Source organism: Brachyspira catarrhinii, from assembly GCF_005518285.1.
Classification (GTDB): Bacteria; Spirochaetota; Brachyspiria; order Brachyspirales; family Brachyspiraceae; genus Brachyspira; species Brachyspira catarrhinii.
The window spans coordinates 1-2,193 of record NZ_SJDU01000372.1; the positions used below are offsets into that span (position 1 = coordinate 1).

Annotated in this window: 1 protein-coding gene; it reads left to right on the forward strand. The window is 30.1% G+C overall.

Features of this window, described 5'->3' with window-relative positions; translation table 11 throughout:
- On the forward strand, nt 1–2,034 hold a 2,034-nt coding region (locus EZH24_RS10600), incomplete at its 5' end, for a tetratricopeptide repeat protein (RefSeq protein ID WP_137999094.1).
- Nucleotides 2,035–2,193 lie beyond the last annotated feature (159 nt).

A 2,193-nucleotide genomic window follows, 5' to 3' on the forward strand; every position in this document is an offset into this window, starting at 1 on the left:
AATAATATAGCCAATTCTTATTATCAATTAAAAAATTATGACGAGGCTTTGATTTGGTATAATCGTTCGGCTGAAAGATTGCATTCGCTTTACTTGCCAAATATAAACGAAGAGATTTTAACCGATTATACGATTTCGCAAAATGTTGTGACAAATATCGCGTTTATTGGAAATTCGGATTTTAACGAAGATATAATTTATGATTTAAATTCGGATATTACAAATGATTTAAATGAAAATTCTGAAGAAAATTTAAACGAAAATTTAGAAGAGTTTAACAACGATTTTAATTTGACAAACGAAAAAAATAATTTATATAATTCTTTTACAAAATTGCCTTTATTTACAAATGTTATTATTACCAATACTTACACAAACGAATATTCTTTTACAAATAAAACCGTAGATTTTGTAGATAACGATAATTTTTATTTGGCAATTATAGGCGACACTACAAATATTACGACAATTACCGATTTTAATTTGGACGGAACAAATATGGTTTTTACGAATATAATCGTTTCGTTTAATTCTTATAACACTTCGGCTTTATATTACAGCGCTTATCTCAATATGGGGCATACTTATTTGGCTTTGGGCGATTTGACTAACGCTGCGATATCTTATGAAATATTTTTGAAAAATATTGGAGACGATTATTATCAAAAAGATTCTTTGGAAAAAGTTATTTCTTTGATTAGAACGAACGATAATTCTATTAAATTTATTCCTTTCACAAATAATTATAGAATAATTACGAATAACGATGGAAGCGTTACGATAGAAAATATTTATCCTAATTTCGATTATACGAAAGAAATTTTATTTGATAACGGAGTTAGAATAGTTTACGAGAAAGGAAATATTGAAAAAACAAAAATGTATTCCAACGATTATGAGATTTCCGACACTTTATATTCTTACGGAAAACTAGAGATAGAAACTTTATTTGAAAACGGCGATAAAAAAACGGAAAGTTATTTTGCCGATAATTCAAAATCTATAAATCTAAAAACGGCAAACGGAGATATTTACGAATATATTTTATACGCGGACGGCTCTTTTATAAATAGAAAATCCGAAAACAATAATATTATTACGGAAATAAAAAAGCCTGACGGTTCATTAATCGTCAAAACTGAAAATCCAGATGGAAGTTATAAAATAGTCGCAAATTATATTGACGGAAGTATAGGAACTACGATAGTCGACAGCGAAGGAATAAGCGCGTTGAAAATAGTTTATCCCGATGGCAGAGTGGAGGAGAGGAATTCGCAAAATACGGGAGAAGGAACTTTATCTTATAATATTAAGGCTGACGATGGAAGCGTGATAACAAAAACTTATAACGATGACGGTTCTTTTACCGTGATAACAAAAAAAGTTGACGGAACTATAATAACCGATACGGTAGCGGAAGAAACCGTAAGCGAAATAAAAATGCCTAACGGAACTTTGATAACGAGAATTATAAAAGCGGATGGCTCGAAAGAAACCACTACTTTAAATAAAGATACAAGTTATATAAAGGAAACGGTTAATGCGGATTCAAGCAGCGTTACAGAGACGGTTAATGCGGACGGTTCGACTTCAACTATCACCAAAGATGTTATGGGAAACACTGAAGCGGTTAATATTTTTAGCGGAGGCGGATATTCCGTTCATAAGAATTATATAAACGGAAAAAGCGTGATAAACGAAACAAGGGCGGACGGAACGATAATCGATATAGAAAACGATGGAAAAAATAAAACATTGCGAGCCGTAGATTTTGAAGGCTATATTATCGAAATGAAACAGTATGTAAACGGCGACAGAGAAATAGCTTTATTCGATTCCGATGGAAATAGGGTAGGGTTGGAAACTGCAAAAATGGTGATAAGAAGAATGGATTTAAGCATAAAAGCGGAAGAAGTGAATAATCTTATTGTGGAAAAAGATTCCGATGAAAGCGCTGAAAATGAAAATTCTACTAATGAAATTTTCGAAGATGAATCCGAAGAAGAGAATTTCAATACTTCGGTTTATGAGTGATTTTAATTAATTTAGGTTAATATATTAGTAAATAAACAAATATTTTATACTCATTTTTTGATTAGCATATTCAAATATTATATATAGCGAATTAATTTTTTATTGCATATTAGCCGTTTTGTATAAAATAATTAATTATAAATATATTAAATTATTTTT